Below are 23,816 nucleotides of genomic sequence, written 5' to 3'. Positions count from 1 at the left end.
GATAAATATTTTTCATTTAGATTGTGATGAGTTATCTGCAAAATCATTAATTGTTTTGCATCGAAATGAGGTAAGTTATAAACTGCATTAATCGTATAAAAATCGAGCATGCATGATGCTTACTACTCAACAAAAGCATGTTTTGGAAACAGATGGGCATATATTCATTTCGGAATTTCTGATGTAGCCCCCTGAAACACCGGACAGTAGCTGTATCTCCAGATAAGAGATAGGCTTAAATATATGTCTAACAACCATGTTAATTTTGAGATGACCGGGATCCTGTTAGGGCAAGAAGCCCGTAAGCGTAAGACTCCGCAAGAGAAAATTGCCATCATCCAGCAAACAATGGAGCCGGGTATGAATGTCTCCCACGTTGCTCGTCTGCACGGTATTCAGCCCAGTCTGCTGTTTAAATGGAAGAAGCAATATCAGGAAGGTAGCCTCACCGCCGTTGCGGCCGGAGAGGAAGTGGTTCCGGCTTCGGAGCTGGCGACTGCACTCAAACAGGTCCGGGAACTACAGCGTCTCCTGGGTAAGAAGACGATGGAAGTTGAGATCCTCAAAGAAGCGGTGGAGTACGGCCAGTCGCGAAAATGGATAGCGCACGCGCCCTTGTTGCCAAAGGACGGGGAATAGCTCTGGTTAGTCGCACCATGAGCGTGTCGCGTGCGCAGTTATCACTGCGGGTGAGCCGCTCTGCCGACTGGCAGGACAGGCGCAGCAACCAGCGTAATGACGAAGCTGATGCAGAGATACTGTCGGAGATCCTCGGCATCATCAGCGACATGCCCAGCTACGGTTACCGGCGGGTGTGGGGTATCCTGCGTAAGCAACGCCGTGTAGAGGGACTTCCACCGGTGAACGCCAAACGGCTTTACAGGATAATGAGCGAGCATAACCTGCTGTTGTTGCGTGATAAACCAGAGCGTCCGAAGCGGGAGCATAAAGGCAAAATCGCGGTAGCGGAAAGCGATATGCGCTGGTGTTCAGACGGCTTCGAGTTCGGTTGTGACAACGGCGAGAAGCTTCGGGTGACGTTCGCACTGGACTGTTGCGACCGGGAGGCCATAGACTGGGCAGCGAGCACGGGAGGCTACGACAGTTCAACGGTACAGGATGTGATGCTGAGGTCAGTGGAAAGGCGCTTCGGTAGCACGCTGCCGGGTAAACCAGTGCAGTGGCTGACAGATAACGGTTCAGCGTACACCGCGCATGAAACGAAGAAGTTCGCGCGAGAACTGAATCTGGAGCCGTGTACAACAGCGGTGAGCAGCCCACAAAGTAACGGCATGGCCGAACGGTTCGTGAAAACGATGAAGGAAGATTACATCGCGTTCATGCCAAAACCAGATGTGGGAACAGCGCTACAGAACCTTGCAGCGGCGTTCAATCACTACAATGAAAATCACCCGCACAGTGCGCTGGGATATCACTCTCCGAGAGAGTACCGGCGGCAGCGGGCATCGTTAACTTAAGATACAAAAGCTGTCCGGAGATGGCGGGTCAAGATCAAATGCAAACAGGCAGTCCAGGCAATAAAGAAATCAGGATTAATACGCGTGATACAAAACCGTGAGTCTGTTCAAACTCGTTTTTGAGCAGGCGAGAGGTTGGACAAGCCCGGCAGGCGCGTCAGTCGGTCACATTGGAATATACTTCATGTATACCATTCATAAACAGGAACTCTCATATTATTGTGACCACATAAGTGATACCATGAATACCAATACCACTTAAACGTTACCACAAGGCCAAAAAATGTTCGTTTTCGGTTATCTCCGGGCATCGACATCAGAGCAGGATGCCAGTCGTGCGAAAAATGCACTGAAAGCATTCGCTAACCAGCACGGTCAACGTATTGCCGGCTGGTATATTGATAATGTATCCGGAACGACAATGAACCGCCCTCAACTGGTCAGGCTTCTTGAGGATGCGGAACCCGGTGATGTCATTCTCATCGAACAGGTCGACAGACTTACACGCCTGGATGATGCCGGCTGGGAGACTCTCAGAAAACAGCTCACCGACAAACAGCTGGCCATAGTCAGTCTTGACCTGCCAACCAGCCATCTGGCGCTGACCCGTGTCGCCAGCGATGATTTTACCCGCAGCATGCTGAAGGCCGTCAATGGCATGATGCTGGATATGCTTGCGGCCATCGCAAGAAAAGATTACGAGGACCGGCGACGTCGTCAGGCGGAAGGCATCAGTAAGGCAAAGGCGGAGGGCAGATACCGGGGCAGGGTGGCCGATGCGCAGAAACATGACCTGATACGCACTTTACGCCTGGCTCATGGAAAATCGCTGCGGGAAACTGCCCGCCTGGCAGGCGTATCCAGAATGACTGTAATTCGCGTCTGCAACAAAGAAAAAGCGTAAAGAAGAGGTGCAGGACCACCCCGGCACCGTCCTCTGAAGCCGTGGGCATTCCGCTCTCTGCCTGTGTCAGCGTTTTCCGCGCTGTGATAACATAACCGGGTCATTTTTCAGAGCCAGGGTTGATGAAGAAAAAAAGCAGCACTCCCACTCCCCACGATGCCACATTCCGGCAGTTTCTGACCCAGCCGGATATTGCCCGGGATTTCATGGAACTCCATCTCCCTACAGAGTTACGCGCCATCTGCGACCTCAGCACGCTGAAACTGGAATCCGGTTCGTTTGTCGAGGATGACCTGCGGCAGTATTTCAGCGATGTCCTCTACAGCCTGAAAACCACCTCCGGTGAGGGATACATTCATGTTCTCATCGAGCATCAGTCTTCCCCGGATAAACACATGGCCTCCAGAATGTTCCGCTACGCCATTGCCGCGATGCAGCGCCACCTTGACGCGGGCCACAGGAAATTACCGCTGGTGATTCCGGTGCTGTTCTACAGCGGCAAGCGCAGCCCGTATCCGTACTCCACCCGGTGGCTCGACGGGTTTGACGACCCGGAACTTGCAGGCAGACTCTACACCCGTCCTTTTCCGCTGGTTGATGTGACCGTCATTCCGGATGAGGAAATTGCCGGCCACCGCAGTATGGCTGCTCTGACCCTGCTGCAGAAGCATATTCATCATCGGGACCTTGCAGAACTGGTGGACAGGCTGGCGGCGATTTTGCTGGCCGGATATCTTTCTTCATCCCAGGTATTATCGCTGGTACACTATATCGTACAGGCAGGCGAAACATCGGACGCCGAAGCCTTTGTACGCGAACTGGCACAGCGTGTGCCGCAACACGGAGACGCACTCATGACCATCGCACAACAGCTTGAGCAGAAGGGCATCGAGAAGGGCATCGAGAAGGGCATCCAGTTGGGTGAACAACGTGGTATCGAAAAAGGTGAGCGTGAAGCCTCGCTGAAAATTGCCCGTGCCATGCTGGTCAATGGCCTCGATCTCGATTCGGTCATGAAGATGACCGGTCTGACCGCTGACGACCTTGCGCAGATCCGCCACTAATCATCCTTTCCTCACACACCCAGTCTGGTATCAGCGTAAACTGGTGGGACAGGGAGGCACACTCTTCAGGCTCTGCCTGCCAGCCACAGCGATTAAAGGTCGAGTCCGTCAAGGTGGTGTAAATTCAGTTACAGTCTTCCGGTCCGGTAATGGGCCCGTTATGCGCTGAGTGGCAGCGCTTCGATTACTTCGGTTTCACCAGTCTGGTCTATCTCCGCCATGCTGTGTTGTGGCAGGTAGCGGTTCTGCAACAGCCATTCTTCGTTCTGCTCCGTCAGCACCGCACCCAGCAGCCGCATGATGCTCTCTTCGTTGGGGAAGATGCCCACCACATCAGCACGCCGTTTCACCTCTTTGTTCAGACGCTCCAGTGTGTTCGTGGAGTGGATTTTCACCCGGTGCGCTTTCGGGAAGCCGAAGTACCCCAGCACGTCTGCTTCCGCCTCGTCCATCATCTCCGTGACTGCCGGCGCGCTTTTTTCCAGCTGGCCGGCGACCTCACGCCAGGTCGCATGGGCACTTTTCTCATCGGTCTGCACGAACACCTGTTGCGTAAGCGTTCAGCGAGTGCCGTATTGACGGCTATTTATTGGTGAGATCCACGTTCCAGGGCAGAAGTTCAGCCACTTTGTTGCTGGGCCACTCCGGCAGAACGCTCAGGATATGGCGTAGGTAAGCCTCCGGGTCGATGCCATTCAGCCTGCACGTACCGATCAGACCGTACAGCAGGGCTCCACGCTCACCACCGTGATCGCTCCCGAAGAAGATATAATTTTTCTTGCCAAGGCAGACAGCTCGCAGCGCGCGTTCTGCCACGTTGTTATCAGGCTCTGCCAGGCCATCATCGCAGTAGTAGCACAGCGCATCCCACTGGTTCAGGGCATATGCGAACGCCTCCCCCAGCCGGGATTTTTTCGACAGCGTTGCGCTTTTCTCCTCCAACCACACATGCAGGGATGCCAGCAGCGGCTTACTCCGGGACTGCCTGGCTGCCAGCCGCTCAGTTGCCGGGAGGCCGCGTATTTCCTCTTCTACCGCGTACAGTTCACCGATACGTTTCAGGGCTTCCTCTGCTGTGACCGTCTGAGTACTTATATAGACGTCGTGGATTTTTCGGCGCGCGTGGGCCCAGCAGGCTGCTTCTGTTAGCGGGCCGCCGTCACGCTCTGCACTGAACAACCTGTCGTAACCAGCGAAGGCATCGGCCTGCAGAACGCCATGGTAATGGCGAAGATGTTGTTGAGGATGTTTCCCCTGCCGATCCGGCGAGAAGGCGAACCACGCTGCGGGCGGGTCTGACGACCCCGCGTTCCGGTCATTGCGAACGTACGTCCAGATGCGCCCGGTTTTCGTCTTCTTTCTGCCCGGTGCCAGTACCGGCACCGGAGTGTCATCCGTATGCAGTTTGCGGCAGTCCATCACGTAGCGGTAAAGAGCCTCATCCAGCGGGATCATCAACCGGCAACAGGCATCCACCCAGTTGGAGAGCAGAGCCCGGCTCAGATCCACGCCCTGACGGGCAAAGATTTCGCACTGGCGATATAGCGGCAGGTGTTCACAGTATTTGGCCGTTAACACCCGGGCCAGCAGACCCGGACCGGCGATACCCCGATCGATAGGGCGTGATGGCGCAGGCGCTTCAACGATGCAGTCGCATCGGGTGCAGGCCTTTTTCACCCTGACCGTGCGGATCACTTTCAGAGCGCTGGAGACCAGCTCCAGTTGCTCTGCGCTGACTTCTCTGAGGTATGCCATATCGCTGCCGCAGTCCGGACAGCAGGTTTCGGCGGGCTCCAGCCTGTTTATTTCGCGTGGAAGATGGTCAGGCAGAGGACGGCGATGGCGCGACTGTCGAAGCTGACGCGGAACCTGCTGATCGTTATCCCGGCCGTTGTAACGATCGCTTTGCTGCTCCTGCTGTTTCAGCAGGGCTTCGGCGTCTTCAACCTGTCGGCGAAGTTTTTCGGAGCGGGTACCGAACAGCATCCGCCGTAGTTTTTCTATCTGTGCCCGCAGATGCTCTATTTCGCGCTCTTCGTTCTCTATTTTCTCTTCTGCGCGGGCCAGCGCAGAACGCAGGAACGACTCAGTCTCTGCAACGAGGCTGAGCCGACTGTCTTTCTGGCGAAGCGCGTCTTCCAGCGCGGCGATACGGGCGATATAGTCCTGACTCATGACCTCATTTATAATGCGGTCATGCTCTTTTTACAACATTGTCAGTGAGTTAAGTCGGGCTGTTTTTGGCTGACGCCAGTCCAGCTTATCGAGGAGCATGGCGAGTTGTGAGCGGGTGATGGCGATTTTACCCTCGCGTACAGCAGGCCAGATGAACTGGCCTTCCTCCAGCCGTTTGGTAAACAGGCACAGACCGTCAGCATCAGCCCAGAGGATCTTCACGGTGTCACCTTTGCGGCCACGGAAGATAAACAGGTGCCCGGAGAACGGATTTTCATCAAGTGCATGCTGTACCAGCTCGCCCAGTCCATTGAACGATTTACGCATATCCGTGACGCCAGCAACCAGCCAGATACGGGTGCCTGACGGGAGGGATATCATTGGCTTCTCCCGGTCAGCTCGCGGAGCAGCACGGCCAGCAACTCCGGTGACGGGTTCTCAAGCGTCATTTTGCCGTGGCGGAACTCGACGCAACAGGAGGAGGCGTTCAGCGCTGAGAACTGAGCTGGCTCAGTGTTCATCCTGCCAGATGGAGTCGGATCAGGTACAACCTCAACAGGTAGTATCGTTGGTAGTGATGAAGTCACTACGGTAGCCGGAAGGCGGCGCGATATGCGGCCTTCATTCTGCCAGAGCCGCAGCCATTTGAAGATGACGTTATCATTAACGCCGTTTTCACGGGCAATCTGAGCAACGCAGGCGCCGGGACGGGAAGCCAGTTCAACCATACGGAGCTTGAAGTCATTCGAATAATTCTTGCGGGGTTCTTTTCGCCAGTATTGGGATTCCATACTTAGATGTCCGTCTGTAACAAGTGGGCGTCTAAGTTACCAGTACTGGTTTAATGGCTACATACGGCACTGGGTTTACGCTTACCCTGTTGCAGCGCCGCGCGCACCACTGACTGGTTCGCCCTGCTGACGCGCCCCATCACATTACGCATGAAGTGGACCCGGCAGCGCTGCCAGCTGGCACAGAACACCTGCTGTATTGCCGCTTTCAGCCCGCTGTGCGAGTCGGAGATAACCAGCTTCACGCCTTCCAGGCCGCGTTCCTTCAGGCTCAGCAGGAAGGCCAGCCAGAACGCTTTGGCTTCTGACTCGCCGATATCCATCCTGATCTGGTCAAGTTAAACAGGACACTTTTTTCTCAGCCATCTGTTCATATCGCACTGGCGATAAATACCCATTCGAAGCATGGTTTCTGTCAAGATTGTAATAACGCATATAGTCTGCAACATCACGTTTCATACCTGCCCGCGTCTGCTGCGGGATCAACAGCACCCATTCATGTTTCAAACTGCCCCAAAAACGCTCCATTACCGCGTTATCCCAGCAGGCGCCAACATCTCCCATGCTGCTTCTGAGTCCGTAACTGGTTAACTGCGTTTGGAAGCGCTTGCTGGTATACTGCGCTCCACGATCGGTATGGACGACCAGCCCTGTCGGTGGATTGCGCAGGTTGTAAGCCTGCATGAGAGCCCGGCAAACCAGCGACGATGTCATTCTCTTGTCAATGTGCCAACCGACGATCCGGCGGGAATATAAATCCATGATCGCAGCCAGGTACAACCAGCCTTCACCCGTTTTCAGATACGTAATATCACTCACCCATATCTGGTCCGGTCCGGGAGGATTGAAGTTCTGATTCAACAGATTTGGTGCAAAATCAGCCCCTTTCTTCGGTTTCGTTGTGACCTTCCAGGCACGGCGTTGCCGGCAGAGAAGTCCCTCTTCGCTCATGATTTTTCTAACGCGCCAACGACTTATGGTGACGCCTTCTTCACGGAGCTTTTTAACCAGCGTTCGGCTCCCGGCACTTTCCCGACTGGCAGAGAATAACGCCTTGAGCATCACCCTGACTGCGGTATCTTTCGGCGGGCAGGCTATCGGCTTTTTTCGCCAGGCATACCATGCGGACGGGCTAATGCGCATCACGCGACAAAGCGTCCGTAGCCTGTAATTACCTGCGTTATCGAGGATAAACTGGTATCTCACGACATGTGCTTCGCAAAGAAGGCGCTCGCCTTTTTTAATATTTCCTTCTCAATGCGTAACTCTTTGTTTTCTAGACGTAGCCTTCGGAGTTCAGCTTGTTCATCTTCACTAAGCGGACTTTCATGGCGCTGGCGCGCGGCGGCGACCCAACTGCGCAATGTTTTGGCGCTGATCCCCAAAGAAGTTGCGGCACGCGCAATGGAGTAATTTTGCGTCAGCACCAGGGCCACCGTTTCCTTCTTAAATTCTGGCGTAAACTTTCGCTTCTGATTCACTAAACACCTCCATTTTGGATGTAAGTTTAGTGTCCTGATTATTCGACCACAGCATCCCGATAATCTCCCGGCGACCGTCCAGGCTGACCGCGCAGGCGATTATAACGGCCACGCTGACCACCCGGCCGTTCTTGCGGACCTTCACGTAGGTCGCATCCAGCCACAGGTAGGGCCATTCCCCTTCCGGCGGTCACTGCAGGAAGGCCTGCACACGCTCATCGATGCCGCGGCAGATGGACGACACCTGGCTGCGGGAGATGCCGGTCATTCCCATCGACTGGACCAGGGCGTCCACCTTGCGGGTGGAGACGCCATTTATCCACGCCTCCTGGATAACCGCGTTGAGCGCCTTCTCCGACAGCCTGCGGGCCTCGAGGAAGGACGGGAAGTACGAGCCTTCCCGCAGCTTCGGGATGCGCAGGTCCAGCGTACCGAGCCGGGTGTTGTACTGGCGGTCACGATAGCCGTTGCGGTAGGTCTCACGCTCATCACTGCGCTCATGGGGCTCCGCGTTGATGCGCTGGGTGACTGATGTAGCCCCCTGAAACACCGGACAGTAGCTGTATCTCCAGATAAGAGATAGGCTTAAATATATGTCTAACAACCATGTTAATTTTGAGATGACCGGGATCCTGTTAGGGCAAGAAGCCCGTAAGCGTAAGACTCCGCAAGAGAAAATTGCCATCATCCAGCAAACAATGGAGCCGGGTATGAATGTCTCCCACGTTGCTCGTCTGCACGGTATTCAGCCCAGTCTGCTGTTTAAATGGAAGAAGCAATATCAGGAAGGTAGCCTCACCGCCGTTGCGGCCGGAGAGGAAGTGGTTCCGGCTTCGGAGCTGGCGACTGCACTCAAACAGGTCCGGGAACTACAGCGTCTCCTGGGTAAGAAGACGATGGAAGTTGAGATCCTCAAAGAAGCGGTGGAGTACGGCCAGTCGCGAAAATGGATAGCGCACGCGCCCTTGTTGCCAAAGGACGGGGAATAGCTCTGGTTAGTCGCACCATGAGCGTGTCGCGTGCGCAGTTATCACTGCGGGTGAGCCGCTCTGCCGACTGGCAGGACAGGCGCAGCAACCGGCGTAATGACGAAGCTGATGCAGAGATACTGTCGGAGATCCTCGGCATCATCAGCGACATGCCCAGCTACGGTTACCGGCGGGTGTGGGGTATCCTGCGTAAGCAACGCCGTGTAGAGGGACTTCCACCGGTGAACGCCAAACGGCTTTACAGGATAATGAGCGAGCATAACCTGCTGTTGTTGCGTGATAAACCAGAGCGTCCGAAGCGGGAGCATAAAGGCAAAATCGCGGTAGCGGAAAGCGATATGCGCTGGTGTTCAGACGGCTTCGAGTTCGGTTGTGACAACGGCGAGAAGCTTCGGGTGACGTTCGCACTGGACTGTTGCGACCGGGAGGCCATAGACTGGGCAGCGAGCACGGGAGGCTACGACAGTTCAACGGTACAGGATGTGATGCTGAGGTCAGTGGAAAGGCGCTTCGGTAGCACGCTGCCGGGTAAACCAGTGCAGTGGCTGACAGATAACGGTTCAGCGTACACCGCGCATGAAACTGATCTGGTCAAGTTAAACAGGACACTTTTTTCTCAGCCATCTGTTCATATCGCACTGGCGATAAATACCCATTCGAAGCATGGTTTCTGTCAAGATTGTAATAACGCATATAGTCTGCAACATCACGTTTCATACCTGCCCGCGTCTGCTGCGGGATCAACAGCACCCATTCATGTTTCAAACTGCCCCAAAAACGCTCCATTACCGCGTTATCCCAGCAGGCGCCAACATCTCCCATGCTGCTTCTGAGTCCGTAACTGGTTAACAGCGTTTGGAAGCGCTTGCTGGTATACTGCGCTCCACGATCGGTATGGACGACCAGCCCTGTCGGTGGATTGCGCAGGTTGTAAGCCTGCATGAGAGCCCGGCAAACCAGCGACGATGTCATTCTCTTGTCAATGTGCCAACCGACGATCCGGCGGGAATATAAATCCATGATCGCAGCCAGGTACAACCAGCCTTCACCCGTTTTCAGATACGTAATATCACTCACCCATATCTGGTCCGGTCCGGGAGGATTGAAGTTCTGATTCAACAGATTTGGTGCAAAATCAGCCCCTTTCTTCGGTTTCGTTGTGACCTTCCAGGCGCGGCGTTGCCGGCAGAGAAGTCCCTCTTCGCTCATGATTTTTCTAACGCGCCAACGACTTATGGTGACGCCTTCTTCACGGAGCTTTTTAACCAGCGTTCGGCTCCCGGCACTTTCCCGACTGGCAGAGAATAACGCCTTGAGCATCACCCTGACTGCGGTATCTTTCGGCGGGCAGGCTATCGGCTTTTTTCGCCAGGCATACCATGCGGACGGGCTAATGCGCATCACGCGACAAAGCGTCCGTAGCCTGTAATTACCTGCGTTATCGAGGATAAACTGGTATCTCACGACATGTGCTTCGCAAAGAAGGCGCTCGCCTTTTTTAATATTTCCTTCTCAATGCGTAACTCTTTGTTTTCTAGACGTAGCCTTCGGAGTTCAGCTTGTTCATCTTCACTAAGCGGACTTTCATGGCGCTGGCGCGCGGCGGCGACCCAACTGCGCAATGTTTTGGCGCTGATCCCCAAAGAAGTTGCGGCACGCGCAATGGAGTAATTTTGCGTCAGCACCAGGGCCACCGTTTCCTTCTTAAATTCTGGCGTAAATTTTCGCTTCTGATTCACTAAACACCTCCATTTTGGATGTAAGTTTAGTGTCCTGATTATTCGACCACAGCAAACGAAGAAGTTCGCGCGGTCGAGTCCGTCAAGGTGGTGTAAATTCAGTTACAGTCTTCCGGTCCGGTAATGGGCCCGTTATGCGCTGAGTGGCAGCGCTTCGATTACTTCGGTTTCACCAGTCTGGTCTATCTCCGCCATGCTGTGTTGTGGCAGGTAGCGGTTCTGCAACAGCCATTCTTCGTTCTGCTCCGTCAGCACCGCACCCAGCAGCCGCATGATGCTCTCTTCGTTGGGGAAGATACCCACCACATCAGCACGCCGTTTCACCTCTTTGTTCAGACGCTCCAGTGTGTTCGTGGAGTGGATTTTCACCCGGTGCGCTTTCGGGAAGCCGAAGTACCCCAGCACGTCTGCTTCCGCCTCGTCCATCATCTCCGTGACTGCCGGCGCGCTTTTTTCCAGCTGGCCGGCGACCTCACGCCAGGTCGCATGGGCACTTTTCTCATCGGTCTGCACGAACACCTGTTGCAGCGCCGCGCGCACCACTGACTGGTTCGCCCTGCTGACGCGCCCCATCACATTACGCATGAAGTGGACCCGGCAGCGCTGCCAGCTGGCACAGAACACCTGCTGTATTGCCGCTTTCAGCCCGCTGTGCGAGTCGGAGATAACCAGCTTCACGCCTTCCAGGCCGCGTTCCTTCAGGTTCAGCAGGAAGGCCAGCCAGAACGCTTTGGCTTCTGACTCGCCGATACCCATCCCGATAATCTCCCGGCGACCGTCCAGGCTGACCGCGCAGGCGATTATAACGGCCACGCTGACCACCCGGCCGTTCTTGCGGACCTTCACGTAGGTCGCATCCAGCCACAGGTAGGGCCATTCCCCTTCCGGCGGTCGCTGCAGGAAGGCCTGCACACGCTCATCGATGCCGCGGCAGATGGACGACACCTGGCTGCGGGAGATGCCGGTCATTCCCATCGACCGGACCAGGGCGTCCACCTTGCGGGTGGAGACGCCATTTATCCACGCCTCCTGGATAACCGCGTTGAGCGCCTTCTCCGACAGCCTGCGGGCCTCGAGGAAGGACGGGAAGTACGAGCCTTCCCGCAGCTTCGGGATGCGCAGGTCCAGCGTACCGAGCCGGGTGTTGTACTGGCGGTCACGATAGCCGTTGCGGTAGGTCTCACGCTCATCACTGCGCTCATGGGGCTCCGCGTTGATGCGCTGGGTGACATCGGCTTCCATGATGCGGTTGAGCATAAATGCGGTGAGTTCACGCAGAAAGTCCTCACCGCCGGGTTGCATCAGGGTATTGGTGAATGTCATGCTGTTGTCAGCCATCGGTTTGTTCCTTTTGGATAATGTCTTCATACCATTATTACCTTACCGGATAAGCCGATGGCTCTCACCATCCTTCCGAATTTACACCACGTCCTAAGACTCTACCGTTCGCGCGAGAACTGAATCTGGAGCCGTGTACAACAGCGGTGAGCAGCCCACAAAGTAACGGCATGGCCGAACGGTTCGTGAAAACGATGAAGGAAGATTACATCGCGTTCATGCCAAAACCAGATGTGGGAACAGCGCTACAGAACCTTGCAGCGGCGTTCAATCACTACAATGAAAATCACCCGCACAGTGCGCTGGGATATCACTCTCCGAGAGAGTACCGGCGGCAGCGGGCATCGTTAACTTAAGATACAAAAGCTGTCCGGAGATGGCGGGTCAAGATCAAGTATCCAGATCTGTAATTAGTTCAAGGAGATAATCATAATGCTCACGCAGCTTCTGCAGTAATCTTGCAAGGTAGGGCGGAAATTTGTTTGTCTCCAGAATTTCTGCAAAATTCTTTATCAACGCAGGACCTTTTGGGGCGCAGACACCAAACTCCAGTAAAAAAGCATGCATCTGATTGGTGGTTTTCACCTTATCCCTGACAAGCGATTCTCTTACCCGATGCAAGGCGTGCATCACCTGCTGAGACTCCGTTCTGGGCTGAACAAACCTCATTGACGGTCGTGATGCCGCTTCGCAGATGGCTTCTGCATCAACAAAGTCGTTTTTGTTACTTTTGACGAACGGGCGAACAAACTGGGGCGAGATTAGCTTTGGTGTATGACCCAGCTCGGTCAGTTTACGCACCATAAAATGAGCACCACCACAGGCCTCCATCGCGATGGTTGTTGCCGGGCATGTTGCCAGAAATTCAAACAGTTTTGGTCTGGTGAATTTTTTGCGATAAACCGCTTTTCCATGGCGATCCTGACAATGGATGTGGAAAGAGTTTTTACCCAGGTCGATACCAATGAGCGCAATGTTTTCCATGATAGTTCTCCGAATGAAAGCCTACCCTCAGCATAGTTCCGAGAAGAAGGGAGTGACCATCTCATTAACTCAATCGGCCCTTATTGGGTTTCCTAACCATGAACAAATCAGCAAACTGACCGGGTGGTCACCGAACCGGGTGAATGCTTCGGTGATGGCGGTTTCTATCGCCAGTACGTTTGCCGGTATGGGTAAAGCGAACGTCGGCAACCAGTACCTGTCATCCAAACTGGTAGGGCCAACCAGCGCCTGGAAAGGGTATCTGGTCAATGAGAAGACTATTCAGCAGGCGGCTACGTTTAAGAGCAGGGTCACAGAATTGAGGGCTGGTTTGCCATCAGATCCGAAACGCAGTGGTAACGTCGCAGTGGCCAGCATCAATGTAGAAGGCATGCCTAAGGAAATGGCGGCACACAGTAGTGTCAGTACTGCAGGAAAAGGTCTTGTAGGTAAGGGGGCAACAATTTCAAATATAGTGAACTCCCTAATAAGGCAGGGGAATTGATAGCACGCAATACCGATTCCGAATATAAAATACTTGATAATCTTGCTGATAAGCTAGGTAAAAACGTCGCTGCAAAAGGGTCTGTAACTATACCCAATAAACTTCAAGATGCATGATGCCATCTTGTGAGTCCGTCATAACAACGGCACTTTGTGGCAACACAACATGCATCTTGAAGTATCGTGAGTATATCTTTACAGAACGTCCTGCTTGTGGGAGTTGCCTAGGTGTGATTGAACAATTCCAGCATAAATACCCCGGCATTAAAGTAGATGTTTTGGATAACAACGGTATTGTTTTGAGGCCAGGAGCAAAAAAATGGGTCATGACTCAAATTTAGTGTTGTAGTATGCTTTGCTTTTTGGATTTCTGATGGCAAAGATTGATGTGGTATGCCCACGTTGTACCAGAACACAGAATGTCATTCGTAACGGGCATTCGGCTTCCGGGAGCCTGTACATAGATTTGTGTAATTGCCTGATTTTGATATGTTCAATCCAACATCAAAAGCAGGTTGATTTATGGACGAAAAACGGCACTGTTGCAAAGTTCGCGATAATGTGCCACGGGTTCAGATCGGAAGGGTTACGCCAGTACCAGCGCAGCCGTTTTTCCATTTCAGGTGCATAACGCTGAACCCAGCGGTAAATCGTGGAATGATCAACGTTGACACCGCGTTCGGCCATCATCTCCTGCAGTTCACGATAACTGATGCCGTATTTACAGTACCAGCGTACCGCCCACAGGATGATGTCGCGCTGAAAATGCCGGCCTTTGAATGGGTTCATGTGCTGCTCCGTCAGCAAAAAGGTGAAGATGAGTTTATCACCAGCAGATTTTTGCAACAGTGCCGTTTTTTTTGACATAACATTGGCCTCGTGAAATTTCACTCAGTTTTGGACAGCAGTGCTAAAGGGCGTCCGAAACAGGACATTTTCGTACGGTTGGCCCTCAAACCCCGATCACCGGAACATCAAACGACGGACGCGACCGATGCCAGGATTCAAATCGTTTCGGCGGGCCCGGTGCCTGTTGGCAGGCATTGAGCTGGTAAAAATGATCCGTAAAGGACAGCTTCATCATCCTGCGGGCGAAGGATTGTCGCCTGCAGAGCAATTTTATCTGTTGGCCGCCTAAAAAAAGACAACATGACTTCTGCTGACCTGTTGTCGTTAATGCGACAGAACCAAAAAAACAGCATGTTACCTGACGGCGTCTTAATGCGACAGAATCTTTTTTAACCCTTTTTGCCGCAGCTTAACGCTGAGCCGCCAGTCGGGCACGGATCTGCGAAAGCGATTCATAGCCGTACAGTTTGCCGTCAAGAAAGCGCGTTTTTAACTCTCCCTGTAGTTCCTGTTCCTGCGTTTGTCCATCGTGCAGCTGCAGTTCTCCCATAGCATCCCTATCAACGCGTAGCAGACCGCGCGCCGAACGTTTGAGGCCATTGTCGGTTTTCGGCTCCTTGAAGAGGGCTCTCCCCTCGCCATTCACCTCCCCCCAGGTCGCCTTCATCGCGAAGCCAAAGGTATCGCGAGTATTGTACTGGTAGGTAAATGACCCCACGCCGAATACTATGTTAGAGCTGGCAAAACCTTTCGCTTCCAGGCGCCGCAGGATCTCATTGGCTCTGGCGAGAGTAATAGAATCTCCGTAAATCAGGCCAACGTGAGAATCGAGCACTTTGTACCCTTTTTCGTTGATCGTGCCTCCGAAGATTTCCCACAACACCTCAACGGATCCTTTTTCCTCGGCGCTGCGTTCGCTTCGAGTGTCGTCATCAGCAGAGGTTCCGCAAAGAATATTAACCGGATCTCCGCTGTCCGGACGGAATACCACTCGCCCTTGACGCTGCATAATAATCGCCTGCAGCTCGCGGGTATATTCAGTCAGCACCTGCCAGTAGTCCCAGGTATCCGAAACGATAGAGACGAACCCCTGCGGGTGTACATCGGTAATCAGCCGACGAAAAGTCTCTATTTCCTGCTCGCGCTCGCCCATACACATCACGCTATGTTCCGTGGCTGGAATGCTGGCACCGATAAGCTCATCTTCGCTGCTGGTGTAATAATTGCGGGCATACAACAGCGAAGGCAGACTGTCAGTACCTTTGAAGCTAACCAGATGTCCGCAGCCCGAGAGCGCGGTGTCATGTAGCCCGGACATTCCACGAAATGAAAAGTCGTGACATTGAAAATCGAGGTGAGCAAGGTCATTACAGGTTTTCTCCGCCCAGCGTTCGCAAATCAGACGATAGTGATGGGCAATGGTGGCATTGGTTGACGCTTTCCACAGCTCCGCAGAAAGCACAGTCTCCAGATAGTTTACCAGCCAAAAGAACTCAGCCTGCGTATTGGTAATGGTCAGCACCGGTACTCTCATCGGTACTTTCATCCCTTCGTCCAGCGCTTTTATATGCAGCGGTAAATACCCCAATCGATGCAGCGCGCGAATATGCCCCACATCAACCGCGTCGCGACCCAGATAACCGTCCATCACCTGCTTATACTCGCTAACGACCTCCTCTTCCGGGCGTGCAAAAAAAGCTTCGTTAAATAAATCCACCAAAAACCACTGCATAAAACCCTGCAAACCAAAAAACACTAGCTTGCCATCCGCCAGCGGCGACTGAAAAAAACGATCGCTACGCGGCGTGAAGTTAGAATAAACCCTCGTTGTACCCTGTGGGTACTGCATGTGATGGGAAACCTTATAACCGTCAATAGCCAGAATCGGATTGATTTTCATCTTGTTATCTCCAATGTGTACGGTAAATGGCATCAATATCGATTAGCTCCAGCTGCGGGTGAGCCAAGGCCTGAGAAGTAAAAGAGGTAGTGGTGTAAATAGCATCGATGCCGTTATTCAGCAGATGCTCTATACCTTTGGAAAAAACGCCGTGGGTGACATACAAACTCACGCTGCGGGCGCCAGCCTCTCGCAGTACCTGTGCCGAGCCGATAAAGGTGCCGCCTGCATCGCACAGGTCGTCGACAATAAGGACATCTTTACCCGCTACATCCCCGGCCAACAGGGAAAAGCCAGTCAATGCGCCGCTGGCAAGATCACGCTCTTTACTGAGGATCGCGAACTCCCCAGCTCCGCAGGCTTTAACGACAGGATGAATTTTCTTCAGCGCGCCGGCATCCGGCGCCACCAGTATCAGCTTCCCGGCAGCAATGGCTTGACGCAGAACAGCGCTTTGTAGAAGACAGTGCTCCTGAGCAATAGCAACCATATTATTGACTGCAGCCGCCGCAGCATCACTATGCGGGTCAAGAACCAAAATTTTGTCAAAGCCAAGAGCATTAAGCTGATGGGCAAAGACCTTCAAGGCAAAGCTGTCACCCGGCACCATATGGCGATCCTGACGTGCCCACGGCAGCCAAGGGAGTTCCAGATGACTAAACTCCACGTCGGTCACATGGCGTACAGCCTCCACCAACTGCGCCAACAGCATAAAATCATTCATGTCGCGTAGAGCAACCGCCCGGATGCGCATCAGACGGGCGGTTGACGGCAGTTCATCGCGCACCTTCAGCCAAACTGCGCCATCAGGATAGACGGCACTGGCAATCGTAAAGGCCTTATTATCCAGTTGTAGTGTAAACTTTTCGCTCATAATGACCTCTTTCTATCAAATCGTGTCCCTAAGACAAAATTAATAATGTCCTTAAGACACATTAAATGCAAGTGATAAATTTAGCTCAATCCAATACCAAGATTAATCATCTGAAAAATAATATTAAAATAGAAGCTTGCTGCCCTGAAAGCGGCTGGTACACTTGTGAGCGTTGTTTTTCTGCTGCGAGTGCTTTATGGTCACCGATGCCGACTACCTGAATCACTACGACGCCAGTCGTTTCCCATCGCCGCTGGTCACTGTGGACAGCGTCCTGTTCACCTTGCATCAACGGTCGCTTTGTGTGCTGCTGGTCAAGCGGGCAAACCAGCCCAAGAAGGGTCTGTGGGGGCTACCCGGCGGCTTTATCGACATGAAGCACGACGACTCGACGCGAGCAACTGCATGTCGGAAGCTGACGGAGAAAACCGGTGTTACCCCCTCATGGCTGGAACAGCTGGACACTTTCTCTGGCCCGGATCGCGATCCGCGTGGCTGGAGTCTGACTATCGCCTGGTTTGCATTAATCTCATGGTGCGATTGTCAGCCGCATATTGCCAGCGTCAGCGATGCCAGCTGGGTGCCGGTGGAACAGCTGGACGGCTATTCACTAGCCTTCGATCATAAAAAGATAATCGACGCCGGGCTGCATCGATTACGTCAAAAAACGATGTATTCTTTATTACCTGTTTACTGTTTACCAGATACATTTACTCATGGTCAGCTACTGGATGCAACGGAAATCATCCTTGGTCAGCCTATCCAGCGAAAAAGCTTGATCCGGCGCTTCGAAGCATCAGGGATGTTTGAGGAGACCGGGAAAACAGCAGCAACTGGCGCGCGGAAAGCGCGGCTGTGGCGACGTAAACCCGGTGTCGATATTCATCTCTTTTCCCGTAACCTGCTTACCGATTAGCCGTATGTAGTGGTGTGATGGACGCCCCTTACTAGGCTGTGTCCCTTAATCCCATGAGTTATACTAACCGGCTGTTTCCTCATCATTTTTAACTATGACTCGTTACGACCTGGTGGATTCAAGTTCGAAGTGCAACGCTAAGCCGCCATTCTTAGCTCTGCAAAAACCACTGAAGGTTGCCGGAACCCCAGACATTTTCGTGGCCTGCTATTCAACGCTCCCTGGTACCTGCGGAGCTCCTCATCCGTAACCGCCGTCAGGTCAGTCCCTTTCGGGATAAACTGCCTCAACAGGCCATTAGTATTTTCGTTCTGACCCCGCTCCCATGAGGCATAGGGGTGAGCGAAGTAGGTTTCCGTTTCCAGCGCTGCCGCGATCTCTTTGTGCCGGGTAAACACCCTGCCATTGTCAAACGTGATGGTATGGCAGACATCTTTGTAGCCGCCCGGCATCGAGATAATGGCGGCGGCCACCTCGGACGAGTCTTTCGAAAACACTTTTTTCGTCAGATACATTCGTCTTTTACGCTCGACCAGCGTAACGATTGCGCCAGTGCCTTGCTTGCCCAAAACAAGATCCGCGTCCCAGTCCGCCAGTCGGCTGCGGGTATCAACAACGGCTGGTCTCTGCTCGATGGACACGGCGTCAGGTATCGGGCTCCGCTTTTTGCCATATCCTTTGCGATACCGGCGCTTACTTATCTGGTCAATTTAAACAGGACACTTTTTTCTCAGCCATCTGTTCATATCGCACTGGCGATAAATACCCATTCGAAGCATGGTTTCTGTCAAGATTGTAATAACGCATATAGTCTGCAACATCACGTTTCATACCTGCCCGCGTCTGCTGCGGGATCAACAGCACCCATTCATGTTTCAAACTGCCCCAAAAACGCTCCATTACCGCGTTATCCCAGCAGGCGCCAACATCTCCCATGCTGCTTCTGAGTCCGTAACTGGTTAACTGCGTTTGGAAGCGCTTGCTGGTATACTGCGCTCCACGATCGGTATGGACGACCAGCCCTGTCGGTGGATTGCGCAGGTTGTAAGCCTGCATGAGAGCCCGGCAAACCAGCGACGATGTCATTCTCTTGTCAATGTGCCAACCGACGATCCGGCGGGAATATAAATCCATGATCGCAGCCAGGTACAACCAGCCTTCACCCGTTTTCAGATACGTAATATCACTCACCCATATCTGGTCCGGTCCGGGAGGATTGAAGTTCTGATTCAACAGATTTGGTGCAAAATCAGCCCCTTTCTTCGGTTTCGTTGTGACCTTCCAGGCACGGCGTTGCCGGCAGAGAAGTCCCTCTTCGCTCATGATTTTTCTAACGCACCAACGACTTATGGTGACGCCTTCTTCACGGAGCTTTTTAACCAGCGTTCGGCTCCCGGCACTTTCCCGACTGGCAGAGAATAACGCCTTGAGCATCACCCTGACTGCGGTATCTTTCGACGGGCAGGCTATCGGCTTTTTTCGCCAGGCATACCATGCGGACGGGCTAATGCGCATCACGCGACAAAGCGTCCGTAGCCTGTAATTACCTGCGTTATCGAGGATAAACTGGTATCTCACGACATGTGCTTCGCAAAGAAGGCGCTCGCCTTTTTTAATATTTCCTTCTCAATGCGTAACTCTTTGTTTTCTAGACGTAGCCTTCGGAGTTCAGCTTGTTCATCTTCACTAAGCGGACTTTCATGGCGCTGGCGCGCGGCGGCGACCCAACTGCGCAATGTTTTGGCGCTGATCCCCAAAGAAGTTGCGGCACGCGCAATGGAGTAATTTTGCGTCAGCACCAGGGCCACCGTTTCCTTCTTAAATTCTGGCGTAAACTTTCGCTTCTGATTCACTAAACACCTCCATTTTGGATGTAAGTTTAGTGTCCTGATTATTCGACCACAGCAGACTGCCCTGGTCGCTGTGGAACATCACGCCCGCTGGCCGACCGCGTAGTTCCCAGGCCATCTGCAACGCTTTGACCGTCAGTGCCGAGTCCGGCGACGTCGACATCGCCCAGCCCACCGGTTTACGGGCGAACAGATCCAGCACGACCGCCAGATACGCCCAGCATTTTCCCGTCCAGATGTAGGTCACGTCACCGCACCAGACCAGGTCTGGTGAGGTGACCGCGAACTGGCGGTTGAGATGGTTGGGTATCTCAACATGTTCGTTGCCGCCGCGTTTGTATTTGTGCGCCGGTACCTGGCAACTGGCTATGTCCAGCTCTTTCATCAGCTTACCGGCCAGCCAGCGTCCCATTTTGACACCAGAGTCCCTGGTGACGATGGAAGCGATGCTTCGGGCACCGGCAGAGCCGCCGCTGGCGTTCCAGGCCTCCATAACCTGGCTGTGTTTAGCCACGCGCTCACCGTCGGGCTCATTGGCCGAAGCCTGCCAGTACCTGTAGCTGCTGCGATGAACTTCAAAAGTCTGGCACAACGCGGAAACCGGATACCGCGCTCTCAGCCTGTCGACTACCGTGAACCGTTGAGTGAGTCCGACATTAAGAGAGCCGTAGCCTTTTTTAGGATTTCATTTTCCATTTCAAGACGTTGGATTTATTTCTTCATTTCACGCAACTCGAGCTGCTCTGGCGTCAGAGGAAGTCCGGCAGGCGTTTTACCCTGGCGCTCGAGTTTCAGCTTATTAACCCAGCGGGTAATAGCTGAATGGCTGACATTAACCGCCTCAGCGGCCTTTAAGTAGGTATAGCCGTGGTCGACAACCAGCTTTGCTGCTTCGAGCTTAAATTCTGCCGTGAAATGTTTAGCCATTTGATCACCTGTCGTGTTGTTGGGGTGAGCATATCACCTCCGACCAGGTGGCCAGTATCAGTGTGCCACTACACCTTGAAGTTTTTTGGGTATATCTGCGTCATATTCTTATCCCATTCGCCATCCTCCGTTAACAGGGATGATAGCGCCAGTGACAAAAGAACCCGCCTCGGAAACCAGCCACATAACTGCTCCAGCAATATCGGCTGGGGTTCCTGGACGCCCCATGGGCGTCTCTGAGACGATGGCAGACACGCGCTCTGAAGGCCACGCTCTGGTAAAGCCAGTTTCAGCGATAAATCCCGGCGCAATGACATTCGCCGTGATTCCCCGGGGAGCAAGCTCACGGGCAAGGGCATAGGTTAACCCGTGAAGACCTGATTTTGCGGCTGCATAAGCAAGACTGCCAGGACGGCTGCCACCTCTTTGTGCTCCTATGGAGCTGATATTGATGATACGGCCCCCGGGACTCGTCAGAAGGCTGGATGCACTATGAGCCATCAAAAAACTCCCCTTGAGATTGGCTCCGACAACCTCATCCCAGCTAGATTCTGCTTCATCGGATGAGGTATCAAGGCTGACGCTACGAGTAAATCCGGCGGCGTTCACTAGCACATCAATTCGCCCGGTTTCGGCAATAGCTGCCCGCACGTCCATGCTCTTGCTGACATCGACCCGCTTCCAGGAGGCAGAAGAGCCCAGCTCTGTCACAGCAGCCTGAAGCGTCGCTTCGTTCCTTCCCATAATGGTGACGAGATAACCGTCCCTAACGAGGCTTTTCGCTATTCCAAAACCTATGCCACTGCTGCCTCCGGTTACAATCGCTTTTTTTTGTTCAATAGCCATCTGTATATAGACCTCATTTATTCAGAATTTATCTGGTTGGTTGGTTGGTTGGTTGGTTGGTTGGTTGGTTGGTCAGGAATTTAATGACTGAATAAAGGAAAAAACTTCTGCCCGACGTACTGCGATCTAAATGTACAAAGTGAGTAGCCTGTGGAATCAATACCGCCTCTGCTACAGGAGCATCTTCAAGAACGGCATCCACGTCTTCAGGTCGGCTCCAGAAATCCAGCGCGGAACGGATAAACAAGACAGGAACCGAAACAAGAGAATTTGCCGACCACTGCTTTCTGCCCGTTGCCAGCTCAAAACTGTCCGCCAATGCACCAGTCGGTGCCCGGAAAGACGGAGGTGTTCTGTCCCATGATGTTATGTCAGAGTCTAAAGCGGCATCCCCATAAGCACGTTTCACAGCGTCATCCCGCCACCGACTCTTATCTTTCACAGGAATGCTGTTATCCCAGGCCGTAAACAGGCTTTTCCGCGTGTTCAGGCGCCATCCTCCAAATTTTTCGGTATTAAAATTCCCAGAATGCCCTGGGGTGTCGAGAGGAGAACCATACCCTAGTGTGGGATGATGACTGCTTCCTCCATAAAGACTGTTATATAAAATAAGGCTTTTAACTGTATGCGGATACTGAGATGCATAAGCGCCTCCCCATTGTCCACCGGTTGCCCATCCCAGCAAGCTTACGCGGTTAGACTGGCTCCACATCTGGATGGAACGAACCGTTACTTTCAGGTCACTGACTGCGTCAGCTGTACTTATAAGGGGGGGGGGAGTGGTTAGGCGGCAAATCCATTTCAGCTGGCCGGCTTGACTTTCCGTAGCCCCGCAAATCGAGTATGTAAACCTGGAATCCGGCGCGGGCGAGGTCCTCTGCCAGTGAGCCGCCTTTAACTGGCAGGTCAAAAGAAGCAAGGCCGGGAACGCGGGCTCCGTGGATTAAAAGAACCGGGGCGTATAGTGACCTTTGCCCGGATATCAGATTCACCTCCCTTACGAAGAGTTGCCCGCCTCCCTTCAGGGTAATATACCGGTCAGTACGTATGACCATCGACGGATGGGAATTATCCGGGGCGGAAAATGCCGAAGCTGAGCACAACAGCAGAGTAAAACTCCCGCACCGTAACCATCGTAATAACATGAGAAATATCATTATTCCCCTCCCCCTGCTCCCGGTCTACGAAGAAATCAGTTTATAAGTATTTTCACTGAGATTTTAAATGTGTCTAATACTATATTGAGGCCATCAAAATACTTTCGAGGTATCGCTCATGCTCACCCTTCGGCATCTCCGGCAGTTCCTGATGGTTACAGAAACGATGAATATTCGTAAGGCCGCTGAACGCCTGAATATGGCTCAGCCCCCCCTGACAGCAGCGATTCGTCATATGGAGGACATGCTGGGCACCCGCCTTTTTGAGCGAACAAATCGTATAACGGCCCTCACTCCAGCAGGTAAAGTTCTGCAGAAGGAAGCGATTACGACGCTGGAGCAGATGGAAAGGACATTGCTGCTGACCAGACGTGCAGCCCGGGGTATGACAGAAACCCTACGTATCGGGTTTGTAGCTACCGCCGTCAGATATTTGATGCCCGAAATGATCACACGTTTGCACATCTCATGTCCTGAAATTGTTCTTGAACTGAAGGAGATGACAACTGCCCGACAGGTTTCGGCTCTTATCGGAGGAACTCTTGACGTGGGGATAGTGGTATTACCTGTTCCTGAATATGCCGCACAGAAACTGTCGTATCATGGATGTTTCAGTTGCCGGCTAATGGCTGTTTTACCACAGAAGCACCCGGCTGCAGTAAGCAGAACTCTGCCACTTTCTGCTCTTGCCGGGGAACCCTGGATATTATTTCCGGAACATGAAGGGCCCGGCCTTTATCGTTCGATTATTGAGAGCTGTGAAAAGAAAGGATTTACTCCGGAGATTGTCCAGCGAGCCTCACAGATGGAAACTATTGTAGCCCTTGTAGCTTCGGGACGGGGAGTCAGTCTGGTCCCTGAATTTATGCAAAAAAATGGATGGAAAAATGTTTCTTTTTGTACTCTTACCGAAGAGCAGGTACTGTACCAAGTTGCCTTAGTTCATATGCAGGAAAGCACCAATCCAAATATTGCTGCTTTGGTCGAGGGCGGATTCAAGTTCGAAATGCAACGCTAAGCCGCCATTCTTACCCTGTACACGATTCTGTG

20 protein-coding genes and 11 pseudogenes are annotated in these 23,816 nt (G+C 53.0%); 12 read left to right on the top strand and 19 right to left on the bottom strand.

Going from position 1 to position 23,816, the window contains the following annotated elements:
• The first annotated feature begins 270 nt into the window (after positions 1-270).
• From AC1M2H_RS00635 to AC1M2H_RS00625, 3 genes are all read left to right on the top strand, one after another.
• A protein-coding gene (locus AC1M2H_RS00635; RefSeq protein ID WP_480151872.1) for an IS3 family transposase occupies positions 271-1,478 on the top strand; the annotation gives its coding sequence in 2 pieces (ribosomal slippage) (positions 271-592 and positions 592-1,478; 1,209 coding nt in all).
• 283 nt (positions 1,479-1,761) lie between these two features.
• On the top strand, positions 1,762-2,382 hold the full coding sequence (locus tag AC1M2H_RS00630) for a recombinase family protein (protein WP_480149912.1): 621 nt from the start codon (positions 1,762-1,764) through the stop codon (positions 2,380-2,382).
• A gap of 122 nt (positions 2,383-2,504) precedes the next feature.
• Positions 2,505-3,446 carry an Rpn family recombination-promoting nuclease/putative transposase gene (locus tag AC1M2H_RS00625; RefSeq protein ID WP_480149911.1) on the top strand — a complete coding sequence of 314 codons (942 nt, stop codon included), beginning with the start codon at positions 2,505-2,507 and terminating at the stop codon, positions 3,444-3,446.
• Between the two features lie 158 nt (positions 3,447-3,604).
• Here AC1M2H_RS00625 and AC1M2H_RS00620 read toward each other — a convergent pair.
• From AC1M2H_RS00620 to AC1M2H_RS00590, 7 genes and pseudogenes are all read right to left on the bottom strand, one after another.
• A pseudogene (locus AC1M2H_RS00620) lies at positions 3,605-3,997 on the bottom strand (transposase); the annotation flags it as partial.
• Positions 3,998-4,028: 31 nt separating this feature from the next.
• On the bottom strand, positions 4,029-5,621 hold the full coding sequence (gene tnpC, locus AC1M2H_RS00615; RefSeq protein ID WP_480148900.1) for an IS66 family transposase: 1,593 nt from the start codon (positions 5,619-5,621) through the stop codon (positions 4,029-4,031).
• A 30-nt stretch (positions 5,622-5,651) separates the two neighbouring features.
• A complete protein-coding gene (tnpB, locus tag AC1M2H_RS00610) occupies positions 5,652-6,002 on the bottom strand; it encodes an IS66 family insertion sequence element accessory protein TnpB (protein ID WP_191939720.1) in 351 nt (116 codons plus the stop codon).
• A complete protein-coding gene (gene tnpA, locus AC1M2H_RS00605) occupies positions 5,999-6,412 on the bottom strand; it encodes an IS66-like element accessory protein TnpA (protein ID WP_480148419.1) in 414 nt (137 codons plus the stop codon). Before tnpA ends, tnpB begins: the two co-directional genes overlap by 4 nt.
• An 86-nt stretch (positions 6,413-6,498) precedes the next feature.
• A pseudogene (locus AC1M2H_RS00600) lies at positions 6,499-6,741 on the bottom strand (transposase); the annotation flags it as partial.
• A 4-nt stretch (positions 6,742-6,745) separates the two neighbouring features.
• Positions 6,746-7,932 (bottom strand): IS3 family transposase gene (locus AC1M2H_RS00595; protein WP_480151836.1). Its coding sequence is split into 2 segments (ribosomal slippage): positions 6,746-7,656 and positions 7,656-7,932, totalling 1,188 coding nucleotides; the frame shifts between segments, so codons are not numbered across the junction.
• A pseudogene (locus AC1M2H_RS00590) lies at positions 7,859-8,410 on the bottom strand (IS256 family transposase); the annotation flags it as partial. The gene AC1M2H_RS00595 and the pseudogene AC1M2H_RS00590, both read right to left, overlap by 74 nt.
• Positions 8,411-8,513: 103 nt before the next feature.
• Between AC1M2H_RS00590 and AC1M2H_RS00585 the strand changes: the two are divergent.
• Positions 8,514-9,466 (top strand): annotated as a pseudogene (locus AC1M2H_RS00585) (IS3 family transposase); the annotation flags it as partial.
• Between the two features lie 7 nt (positions 9,467-9,473).
• Here the strand turns inward: AC1M2H_RS00585 and AC1M2H_RS00580 are convergent.
• Positions 9,474-10,660 (bottom strand): IS3 family transposase gene (locus AC1M2H_RS00580; RefSeq protein WP_480151901.1). Its coding sequence is split into 2 segments (ribosomal slippage): positions 9,474-10,384 and positions 10,384-10,660, totalling 1,188 coding nucleotides; the frame shifts between segments, so codons are not numbered across the junction.
• Between the two features lie 93 nt (positions 10,661-10,753).
• Entirely contained in the window at positions 10,754-11,959 is a 1,206-nt protein-coding gene (locus tag AC1M2H_RS00575) for an IS256 family transposase (protein WP_480149910.1), read from the bottom strand.
• Positions 11,960-12,054: 95 nt separating this feature from the next.
• Between AC1M2H_RS00575 and AC1M2H_RS00570 the strand changes: the two are divergent.
• Positions 12,055-12,315: pseudogene (locus tag AC1M2H_RS00570) on the top strand (integrase core domain-containing protein); the annotation flags it as partial.
• Positions 12,316-12,352: 37 nt separating this feature from the next.
• On the opposite strand, the pseudogene AC1M2H_RS00565 reads toward AC1M2H_RS00570, so the two are convergent.
• A pseudogene (locus tag AC1M2H_RS00565) lies at positions 12,353-12,943 on the bottom strand (IS110 family RNA-guided transposase); the annotation flags it as partial.
• 52 nt (positions 12,944-12,995) lie between these two features.
• Here AC1M2H_RS00565 and AC1M2H_RS00560 point away from each other — a divergent pair.
• The 4 genes and pseudogenes from AC1M2H_RS00560 to AC1M2H_RS00545 form a co-directional block, all read left to right on the top strand.
• Positions 12,996-13,448, top strand: coding sequence for a hypothetical protein (locus AC1M2H_RS00560; protein ID WP_480152308.1), 453 nt, complete (start codon positions 12,996-12,998; stop codon positions 13,446-13,448).
• On the top strand, positions 13,445-13,564 hold the full coding sequence (locus tag AC1M2H_RS00555) for a hypothetical protein (RefSeq protein WP_480149908.1): 120 nt from the start codon (positions 13,445-13,447) through the stop codon (positions 13,562-13,564). Before AC1M2H_RS00560 ends, AC1M2H_RS00555 begins: the two co-directional genes overlap by 4 nt.
• Positions 13,561-13,788, top strand: a complete 228-nt coding sequence (locus AC1M2H_RS00550) for a deaminase domain-containing protein (protein WP_480149907.1) — start codon at positions 13,561-13,563, stop codon at positions 13,786-13,788. Before AC1M2H_RS00555 ends, AC1M2H_RS00550 begins: the two co-directional genes overlap by 4 nt.
• Before the next feature lie 32 nt (positions 13,789-13,820).
• Positions 13,821-13,899 (top strand): annotated as a pseudogene (locus tag AC1M2H_RS00545) (IS1 family transposase); the annotation flags it as partial.
• Positions 13,900-13,984: 85 nt separating this feature from the next.
• On the opposite strand, the pseudogene AC1M2H_RS00540 reads toward AC1M2H_RS00545, so the two are convergent.
• Positions 13,985-14,236, bottom strand: a pseudogene (locus AC1M2H_RS00540) (IS6 family transposase); the annotation flags it as partial.
• 172 nt (positions 14,237-14,408) lie between these two features.
• On the opposite strand from AC1M2H_RS00540, the pseudogene AC1M2H_RS00535 reads away from it, so the two are divergent.
• Positions 14,409-14,585 (top strand): annotated as a pseudogene (locus AC1M2H_RS00535) (DDE-type integrase/transposase/recombinase); the annotation flags it as partial.
• Positions 14,586-14,705: 120 nt separating this feature from the next.
• Here AC1M2H_RS00535 and AC1M2H_RS00530 read toward each other — a convergent pair.
• Positions 14,706-16,196: a nicotinate phosphoribosyltransferase gene (locus AC1M2H_RS00530; protein WP_480149906.1), complete on the bottom strand. Its 1,491-nt coding sequence runs from the start codon at positions 16,194-16,196 to the stop codon at positions 14,706-14,708.
• Positions 16,197-16,200: 4 nt separating this feature from the next.
• On the bottom strand, positions 16,201-17,070 hold the full coding sequence (gene prs / locus AC1M2H_RS00525; RefSeq protein ID WP_480149905.1) for a ribose-phosphate diphosphokinase: 870 nt from the start codon (positions 17,068-17,070) through the stop codon (positions 16,201-16,203).
• A 196-nt stretch (positions 17,071-17,266) separates the two neighbouring features.
• Between prs and AC1M2H_RS00520 the strand changes: the two genes are divergently transcribed.
• Complete coding sequence (locus AC1M2H_RS00520) at positions 17,267-17,986, top strand: NUDIX hydrolase (RefSeq protein ID WP_480149904.1); 720 nt, start codon at positions 17,267-17,269, stop codon at positions 17,984-17,986.
• Positions 17,987-18,123: 137 nt separating this feature from the next.
• Here AC1M2H_RS00520 and AC1M2H_RS00515 read toward each other — a convergent pair.
• The 6 genes and pseudogenes from AC1M2H_RS00515 to AC1M2H_RS00490 form a co-directional block, all read right to left on the bottom strand.
• A pseudogene (locus tag AC1M2H_RS00515) lies at positions 18,124-18,681 on the bottom strand (IS30 family transposase); the annotation flags it as partial.
• Between the two features lie 10 nt (positions 18,682-18,691).
• Positions 18,692-19,878 (bottom strand): IS3 family transposase gene (locus AC1M2H_RS00510; protein WP_480152061.1). Its coding sequence is split into 2 segments (ribosomal slippage): positions 18,692-19,602 and positions 19,602-19,878, totalling 1,188 coding nucleotides; the frame shifts between segments, so codons are not numbered across the junction.
• 16 nt (positions 19,879-19,894) lie between these two features.
• Positions 19,895-20,763: pseudogene (locus tag AC1M2H_RS00505) on the bottom strand (IS3 family transposase); the annotation flags it as partial.
• Positions 20,764-20,871: 108 nt separating this feature from the next.
• Entirely contained in the window at positions 20,872-21,609 is a 738-nt protein-coding gene (locus AC1M2H_RS00500; protein WP_480149903.1) for an SDR family NAD(P)-dependent oxidoreductase, read from the bottom strand.
• Positions 21,610-21,637: 28 nt separating this feature from the next.
• Positions 21,638-22,321: an alpha/beta fold hydrolase gene (locus tag AC1M2H_RS00495; RefSeq protein WP_480152307.1), complete on the bottom strand. Its 684-nt coding sequence runs from the start codon at positions 22,319-22,321 to the stop codon at positions 21,638-21,640.
• Between the two features lie 40 nt (positions 22,322-22,361).
• Positions 22,362-22,664: an alpha/beta fold hydrolase gene (locus AC1M2H_RS00490; protein WP_480152306.1), complete on the bottom strand. Its 303-nt coding sequence runs from the start codon at positions 22,662-22,664 to the stop codon at positions 22,362-22,364.
• A gap of 220 nt (positions 22,665-22,884) precedes the next feature.
• Between AC1M2H_RS00490 and AC1M2H_RS00485 the strand changes: the two genes are divergently transcribed.
• Positions 22,885-23,784, top strand: a complete 900-nt coding sequence (locus tag AC1M2H_RS00485) for a LysR family transcriptional regulator (RefSeq protein WP_480149901.1) — start codon at positions 22,885-22,887, stop codon at positions 23,782-23,784.
• Positions 23,785-23,816 lie beyond the last annotated feature (32 nt).

Source organism: Klebsiella sp. F11 (genome assembly GCF_056712265.1).
The sequence above is the reverse complement of the archived record's forward strand: the minus strand, read 5'-3'. Positions and strand labels throughout refer to the sequence as shown.

Excerpts from the sequence above, each read along its gene's own strand:
- AC1M2H_RS00630 (WP_480149912.1), top strand. The coding sequence starts at position 1,762 with ATGTTCGTTTTCGGTTATCTCCGGGCATCGACATCAGAGCAGGATGCC.
- AC1M2H_RS00625 (WP_480149911.1), top strand. The coding sequence starts at position 2,505 with ATGAAGAAAAAAAGCAGCACTCCCACTCCCCACGATGCCACATTCCGG.
- tnpC (WP_480148900.1), bottom strand. The coding sequence starts at position 5,621 with ATGAGTCAGGACTATATCGCCCGTATCGCCGCGCTGGAAGACGCGCTT.
- tnpB (WP_191939720.1), bottom strand. The coding sequence starts at position 6,002 with ATGATATCCCTCCCGTCAGGCACCCGTATCTGGCTGGTTGCTGGCGTC.
- tnpA (WP_480148419.1), bottom strand. The coding sequence starts at position 6,412 with ATGGAATCCCAATACTGGCGAAAAGAACCCCGCAAGAATTATTCGAAT.
- AC1M2H_RS00575 (WP_480149910.1), bottom strand. The coding sequence starts at position 11,959 with ATGGCTGACAACAGCATGACATTCACCAATACCCTGATGCAACCCGGC.
- AC1M2H_RS00550 (WP_480149907.1), top strand. The coding sequence starts at position 13,561 with ATGATGCCATCTTGTGAGTCCGTCATAACAACGGCACTTTGTGGCAAC.
- AC1M2H_RS00530 (WP_480149906.1), bottom strand. The coding sequence starts at position 16,196 with ATGAAAATCAATCCGATTCTGGCTATTGACGGTTATAAGGTTTCCCAT.
- prs (WP_480149905.1), bottom strand. The coding sequence starts at position 17,070 with ATGAGCGAAAAGTTTACACTACAACTGGATAATAAGGCCTTTACGATT.
- AC1M2H_RS00520 (WP_480149904.1), top strand. The coding sequence starts at position 17,267 with ATGGTCACCGATGCCGACTACCTGAATCACTACGACGCCAGTCGTTTC.
- AC1M2H_RS00500 (WP_480149903.1), bottom strand. The coding sequence starts at position 21,609 with ATGGCTATTGAACAAAAAAAAGCGATTGTAACCGGAGGCAGCAGTGGC.
- AC1M2H_RS00495 (WP_480152307.1), bottom strand. The coding sequence starts at position 22,321 with ATGTGGAGCCAGTCTAACCGCGTAAGCTTGCTGGGATGGGCAACCGGT.
- AC1M2H_RS00490 (WP_480152306.1), bottom strand. The coding sequence starts at position 22,664 with ATGGTCATACGTACTGACCGGTATATTACCCTGAAGGGAGGCGGGCAA.
- AC1M2H_RS00485 (WP_480149901.1), top strand. The coding sequence starts at position 22,885 with ATGCTCACCCTTCGGCATCTCCGGCAGTTCCTGATGGTTACAGAAACG.